Annotated in this window: 8 protein-coding genes; 2 read left to right on the top strand and 6 right to left on the bottom strand. The window is 74.0% G+C overall.

From position 1 onward, the window contains the following. Window positions 1-17: 17 nt before the first annotated feature. From ABWI04_RS19025 to ABWI04_RS19005, 5 genes are all read right to left on the bottom strand, one after another. A complete protein-coding gene (locus ABWI04_RS19025; RefSeq protein WP_353833250.1) occupies window positions 18-941 on the bottom strand; it encodes a hypothetical protein in 924 nt (307 codons plus the stop codon). Continuing rightward, entirely contained in the window at window positions 938-1,372 is a 435-nt protein-coding gene (locus tag ABWI04_RS19020; protein ID WP_353833249.1) for a hypothetical protein, read from the bottom strand. Before ABWI04_RS19020 ends, ABWI04_RS19025 begins: the two co-directional genes overlap by 4 nt. 521 nt (window positions 1,373-1,893) lie before the next feature. Beyond that, complete coding sequence (locus tag ABWI04_RS19015; RefSeq protein WP_345181354.1) at window positions 1,894-2,415, bottom strand: DoxX family membrane protein; 522 nt, start codon at window positions 2,413-2,415, stop codon at window positions 1,894-1,896. A gap of 87 nt (window positions 2,416-2,502) precedes the next feature. Beyond that, entirely contained in the window at window positions 2,503-2,877 is a 375-nt protein-coding gene (locus ABWI04_RS19010; protein ID WP_345181357.1) for a ferredoxin reductase domain-containing protein, read from the bottom strand. Further along, window positions 2,844-3,290, bottom strand: a complete 447-nt coding sequence (locus ABWI04_RS19005; protein WP_345181359.1) for a globin domain-containing protein — start codon at window positions 3,288-3,290, stop codon at window positions 2,844-2,846. Before ABWI04_RS19005 ends, ABWI04_RS19010 begins: the two co-directional genes overlap by 34 nt. 244 nt (window positions 3,291-3,534) lie before the next feature. On the opposite strand from ABWI04_RS19005, the gene ABWI04_RS19000 reads away from it, so the two are divergent. Both ABWI04_RS19000 and ABWI04_RS18995 read left to right on the top strand, forming a co-directional pair. After that, a complete protein-coding gene (locus ABWI04_RS19000) occupies window positions 3,535-4,422 on the top strand; it encodes a DMT family transporter (RefSeq protein WP_345181362.1) in 888 nt (295 codons plus the stop codon). Further along, window positions 4,419-5,288: a DMT family transporter gene (locus ABWI04_RS18995; protein WP_353833247.1), complete on the top strand. Its 870-nt coding sequence runs from the start codon at window positions 4,419-4,421 to the stop codon at window positions 5,286-5,288. Before ABWI04_RS19000 ends, ABWI04_RS18995 begins: the two co-directional genes overlap by 4 nt. Here the strand turns inward: ABWI04_RS18995 and ABWI04_RS18990 are convergent. Next, window positions 5,266-6,339, bottom strand: coding sequence for an MGDG synthase family glycosyltransferase (locus tag ABWI04_RS18990; protein ID WP_345181367.1), 1,074 nt, complete (start codon window positions 6,337-6,339; stop codon window positions 5,266-5,268). The two genes, ABWI04_RS18995 and ABWI04_RS18990, sit on opposite strands and share 23 nt — an antisense overlap.

The raw sequence follows: 6,339 nt of genomic DNA, 5'->3' as shown, positions 1-6,339 counted from the left end.
GCACCGGCCGCAGGCCCTCAGGCCACCTCATCGTAGGCCTCCACCGGTCCGCCGCCGAGCGCCGCCGTCTCCAGCGCGGCGCGCACCCGCCGGACGTCGGCGGCCATCACGGCCACCGCGCCGACGACCGGGCCGAGGCCGAACGCCGAGCCCCGCAGCAGCGCGCCGCCGTCCTGCTCCAGCCGCCGCCAGCAGCGCGTCTCGGCCTGCCAGAGGTCGGCCGGGTCGTCGATGCCCTCCAGGGCCCAGTGGACGCCCCGGGGCAGCCGATCGGCCATGGCGGGGATGTCGGGCGCCTCCACCGCCGCGCCGCCGAGCAGCCTGCGAGCCCGTACGAGGGCGGCTTCGGGGAGGACCCTGCCGTCGCCGAACCGCTCCCCCGCGACCAGCACGGCCGCCGCCCCCGCCGCCCAGGCGCCGGCGTGCGTACCGAGCCCGGAGACGCGCGAGGCCCACGACAGCCGGAGGAACAGCCTGATGTCGTACGGATCGGCCTCCCCGGGGTCGCCCCAGGGGGTGGCGGCGAGGCGCTCGCGCACCGCCCCCGCGTCCGGGGCGTCCGCCAGCGCCGGCCATGCCGTCGCGAGCGCGCCGAGCGCGTACGGCTCCTCGGCGGGCCGCCCCTCCAGCCGCTGGAGCAGGCCGTCGATCCCGGCGATCTCGAACCATCCGGCCAGGGCCCGCAGGGCGATCACGCCGCGGGGCGGCAGCCAGCCCGCCAGCACGCGCAGATCCCAGAGCAGCGACTCCGCGACCGCGTGCTGCGCCGCGTCCAGCGTCGGCCCGGCGGGAAGCCGCCTCCCGTAGGGGGTCGCCGCCAGGCTCGCGAGCGCCTCGGCGAGGGAGCCCGCCCGCGCGATCGCCCTGACCCGCGCGGGGCCGAGCGCGTTTCGCGCGAGCGCCCGGGCCCGGACCTGGCCCGCGACGTACCCCGCGCTCACGGGGAGGCCCTCGTCTCGTCCAGGAAGCCCGCGACGAACCCCAGGGCGCGGGCCGCCAGTCCGTCCAGCCGAGTGGCGGCGACCTCCCGGATCCGCCCGGCTTCGTCTTCCGCGGCGACGCGCATGGCCCGCACTTCGTCCTCGACGGCCCACAGAGCCTGGGCCGCGGCCGAGGCCCGTTCACCGGGCGCCGCGGTCCGCGCCTGCTCCACCAGGCCGGCCGCCTGCTCTCGCGCCGACCTCGTGAGGGTCAGCGCGAGGTCGTGCGCCACCGCCAGGGTGCGCCGCCGCTCCTGCTCCGCTTCCTCCAGCCGGGAGAAGACGGGCTCCAGCTCGTCCTCCACGGCCCGGGGCTCCGAGGGGACGGCGGCCGCGGCGCCCGGTGCTCCGGCAGGGCGGAAGCGCTGGAGAAGGTCGTGGAGTGCCGGCACCGTGCCTCCCCTGGACTCGCCCGCTCGGTCCCCTCATCCCCGGTGAAGGCGTCGCGAGCCGACACGGCCGGATGCCCCCTTCGCAGGACGAGTCCCCTCCACACCGGCGCACAAACAGCTATTTTCTGATCACAGGGAGTGACTTTCCCGTGGGCGCGCTCAGCCGGGCTTGGAGGCCGCGACGGCGTGCGGCGCGCCGGGGATCCCCCGGGTGCCCCGCAAAGAGGCGCGGTCTGCCATGAACCGGATCACCTCGGCCGGGATGTGCCGACGGCCGGGCATCTGCCCGGCACCGGGAGCGGAGCGCAAGGGAAAAGGGGTTCGGACACAGCCGGAACCCCTTCCCAGAGAATGGCGCACCGGCATCGCCGCCGGCGGGGCAGGCCAGTGCCAGTGTGGCGTGCGTTCTGGCGCGCCGCTGTTTCCGCCATCGACTGGAACGCCCGGTAATGCGCGAGCGCCTTCCGAGGGGTCAGGACCGGCCGGCCCCTCGGAAGGCGCCATCTTCCGCCTCCTCGCCGTCAGCGGAGGAGGGAATGGCGGCGGATCACCGGGAGCCGTTCCCAGAACCGGCCGAGCCCGAGCGTCCTTCCGGCGTCGGCGAGCGCGGCGGCGATCAGCAGGGCGGCGTAGATCCAGTGCATGTCCATGAAGGGATTGGTGTCCGGCCACAGGGACGCCGCCCACAGCATGACGAGCAGGACGGTGCCGCCGATCGCGGCGAGGCGGAGGCAGATCCCGAGGAGCAGCGCGACGCCGAGGCCGCCGAGCCCGAACATGAACAGGGCGTCGACCCACACCTTCCCGGCCATCGCGTGGAAGACCTCCTTGAACGGGCCCTCGGCGTGGCTGAGAAAGCCCTTGGACGGCGAGACGCCGTCCAGCCAGCCCTTCTCCGTGGGTTTGCCGAGGCCGAAGAGCTTGTCGACGAAGGCCCAGAGAAAGGTCCAGCCCAGGAAGAGCCGTCCTGTCGCGAGGGCGTAGCGGGCCGGGTGAACGTTCGCCGCGGGCGGAGAGGGCCGCAGAGATGTCTGTACGGACATGAGGAGTCCTTGGGGCGGGGGGCTATTAAAAATTAAGTTTCCTATTCAATGTCCTGCAATGCAAGAGATCTTTCAGACTTTCATTCTCTAGAACCGCGTACTACTCGGTTCACGCCCGATAACGCATTCGATTCGCTTTAACGAACCATTCCAGTGCAGTTCGATAGGCGGCCGCCACCGCGCTCCGGACGGCCGGCGGGCGACGTCGATCCGACCGGGCCGGGCGTCCGTGGTCCCGTCCGGGTCCTCGTACCAGGTCAGCTGCCGGAAGTCGGTCGTCCTGGCGCCCGCCTCCGCGATCTGGCGCCGCAGGGCGCGGGTGCGGGGGCTCCGGTCGGCGTGCACGGCCAGGACGGGGCGGCCCGGCTGCTCGGCGGCCAGGTGGTCGATCATCGCGGCGACCGGGGTGATGCCGATCCCCGCGCTGATCAGGACGAGGGGGTCGCCGTCGTCCTGCTCCACCACGTCGCCCGCGGCGACGTGGTGGAGCAGGAACGTCGAGACGGCGCCGCCGGGTCGCAGGCGGCGTCCTGGTACAGGCGGGCCTCCTCCGCGATCAGCAGCGCCGCGAAGAGCCAGTACACCTCGGACCAGGCCGCGTGCACCTCCGGCGTCACCGCGTCGCCGAGCACCTTGGCGACCGCGTCCATCAGGTGCCGGCCCACGATCGTGTACTGCTCGGGGCGGATGCCGAGCGAGGCGTGCTTGTGCGCGATCCGCGAGAGAATCTGCTGGAAGGGGATGGACGACTCCTCCGTCACCAGGTGCGCGGCGAACATCGCGGCGTAGAACTCGCCGGTGATCGCGGTGCCGTTGGCGGCGACGCCGGGCAGCGTGGCCCGCACGATGGCGGCGTGGTCGGACGAGAGCAACACTGGGTCAGGTGCACGGGTTGATCATTATTTGAATCGGAATCCGAAGTCTGATTTATCCCTGTGGGCATCGCCTCGGAGCCCGCCCGCATGGCCATGACGTGCGGCGACGCCGGGAGAGCGGCGGGCGGCCTCCACCAGGAGCCGACCTCTCCGGAGTTTTCGGCCAGGTCCAGAGTGCCGATTCGGACACCCCGACCGGGGTAGGGACCCGCGCGGGAGTCACGGCGGGAGATCGTGGACGAGGATGAGCCTTCTCGGGATGGTCGTCGCGGTGGCGGCAGCGTGCCTCATCGGCCTGGGGTTCGTGGCCCAGCAGCACGCGGCCTTCCAGGAGCCGCTCGGACGGATCCTGCATCCGAGGCTGCTGCTGGACCTGCTGCACAGCCGGCTGTGGCTGGCGGGGATCGCCCTGATGATCGCCGGTCAGCTCGTCTTCGCGTTCGCGCTGGACCTCGCCGGCGTCGCCCAGGCCACGCCGGTGCTGACCGTCAACCTCGTCTTCGCCCTCATCGCCGCGCACGTGATCTACCGGGAGCCGTTCGGCGTCCGGGCGCTGCTGGGATCGCTGATGCTCACCGGCGGGGTCGCGCTGTTCCTCGGCGTCGGGCGGCCGCACGGAGGCGCGCCGCCCGGGACGCTGTCCTTCCGGTGGATGAGCGGAGCGGTCGTGCTGGCCCTCGCCGCGCTCGTCGCGGTGGGAGGAGGCCACCGGGACCTGCGCGTCCGCGCGATGCTGCTCGCCTCGGCCGCCGGACTGCTCTTCGGGCTCCAGGACACGCTGACCCGCAGCGTCGTGCTGCTGTTCGGCGCGGGCGTGGCCGACGCCTTCACGACGTGGCAGCCCTACGGCCTGGTGTTCATCGGAGCGCTCGCACTGCTCTTCGCTCAGAGCGCCTTCGACGCGGCGCCGCTGCGCATCTCGCTGCCCGCCAGCACCGCGGCCGAGCCGCTGACCGCGATCGCGCTGGGTGTCGCGATCTTCGGCGAGAGGATCCGGCTGTCCACCCGCGACCTGGCCCTGGAGGCGCTGGGGCTGGCGGGCATGGTGGCGGGCATCGTCGTCCTCGGCCGGTCGCCGTACCTCGGCAAGCCGGGCGAACTGACGTCCAGGGACGGAGGCGGAGGTCAATGATCGCCGTCATCCTCAGCCTGCTGGGCGGCGCGGCCAACGCCCTGGCGTCGGTGCTCCAGCGCCGGGCCGCCAGGTCCGCGCCCGAGGCCGACGCCTTCAAGCCGTCCCTCATCCTCGACCTGCTGCGGCAGCCGCTCTGGCTCGGCGGGGTGGGCGCGCTCATCGCCGCGTTCGTCTTCCAGGCCGCGGCGCTGTCGATGGCGGGCCTCGCGCTGGTCCAGCCGCTGCTGGCCTCGGAGCTGCCGTTCACCATGATCCTCATCGCCTTGGTGCCGCCGCGCGGGCTGCGCCAGGTCCCGTGGACGGGGGTCGCCGTCCTCACCGCGGGCCTGGCGGCGCTGCTCATCGCCGCCTCCCCCAGCGAGGGCCTCGGCACGCCGGGGCCCGGCGAGTGGATCATCGCGACGGCCGCCACGGTGGGATGCGCCGCCGCCCTGGTGGCGGCGGCGTGGTCCATCCGCGGACCGTTCCGCGGCGTGCTCCTGGGCGTGACGACGTCCCTGGGCTTCGCGCTGACGGCCGCGTTCATGAGGACGGCCACGCGCGCGTTCTCCGACGGGGTCGTCGCCGTCCTGACCTCCTGGGAGCTGTACGCGATGGCCGTGGCGGGGGCGGCGAGCCTCTTCCTGCTCCAGAACGCTCTGCAGAGCGGCAGCCTCGTGGCCGTGCAGCCCGCCCTGACGGTCACGGACCCGGCCGCCAGCATCCTGCTGGGCGTCGGCCTCTTCGACGAGAGCATCCGGACCGGTCCGTGGATCGCCGGGGAGGTCCTCGGCATCGCGGCGATCCTGCTCGGCAGCGCCATCATCGCCCGGTCCCCCCTGCTGCACGACGAGCGCGCCGTCACCCCAACGCGGCGCGAATGACGTGATCGGCCCGAGCGGCGTCGAACAGGGCGTCCACCCGGCGTTCCCGGGCCCGGCGCGCCCGCTCGTCCCCGAGCCCGTCCAGCACGTCGAGGAGTTCGGCGGGCGACCGCGCGAGAGCGCTCAGGCCCGCCCGCGCCATCGCCTCGGCGCCGTCACGCCCGTGGCCGGGGATCGGCCGGTAGGAGACGACCGGCAGCCCGCACGCGAACGCCTCCCTGCACGTCTGCCCCGCCGCGTTGTCGACCAGCGCGTACGCGCCCGACATCAGGCCGGGCATGTCGTCCCGCCAGCCGAGGGCGTGCCCGGTCCCGCCCTCGCGGACCCGGGCGAGCAGCCTCCGGTTCCGCCCGCACAGCACGACCGGGAAGTACCGGCCGGACGCCGCGAGCCCGCGGGCCGTCTCGGCCACCCCGCCGATGCCCCAGGCGCCCGCGGAGATCAGCACGATCCGCTCCCCGGGCCGCGCGCCGACCGCGCGCCGCAGCCGTCCGCCGTCGTCCGCCCGCCGGAACCCGGGCCGCACCACGGGGGCGACGCGGGCGACCGGACATCCCGTCCGATCCGCGACCGCGCGGGCCGAGGCCTCGTCCGGGCACAGGTAGCGGTCGTTGCCCGGGTGGACCCACATCCGGTGGGCGGCGAAGTCGGTCACCAGCACGAGCGACGGGACCTCCAGCCGCCCGCGCAGGCGCATCCACCCCGCGGCCTGCGCCGCGACATGGAAGGTCGACACCACCGCATCCGGCGGCAGCTCCGCCGTCCGCCGCTCCAGCCCCCTGGCGATCAGCAGGGTGAGCGGCGAGGCGGGCGGCGGGCGCGGCGCCACGAAGAAGACCTGGTAGATCCACTCATACAGCCACGGCGCCCCGCGGAGCATCGCCCCGTACATCCGCCTGAGCCCGTGCCCGAGGCGCAGCGGCACCAGGTCCAGCACGTCGACGACGCACACCTCCACGCCCCACGGCGCGATCCGGCGCGCCAGTTCCCCGGCGACGGCGTCGTGGCCCGCTCCCATGGCGGCCGAGAGGATGAGGACTCGTTTGCCCAT

It is taken from the genome of Actinomadura sp. NPDC000929, from assembly GCF_040492065.1.
Taxonomy (GTDB): domain Bacteria; phylum Actinomycetota; class Actinomycetes; order Streptosporangiales; family Streptosporangiaceae; genus Spirillospora; species Spirillospora verrucosospora.
Note: the sequence above shows the minus strand (reverse complement) of the source record. Positions and strands in the feature narration are given on the sequence as shown.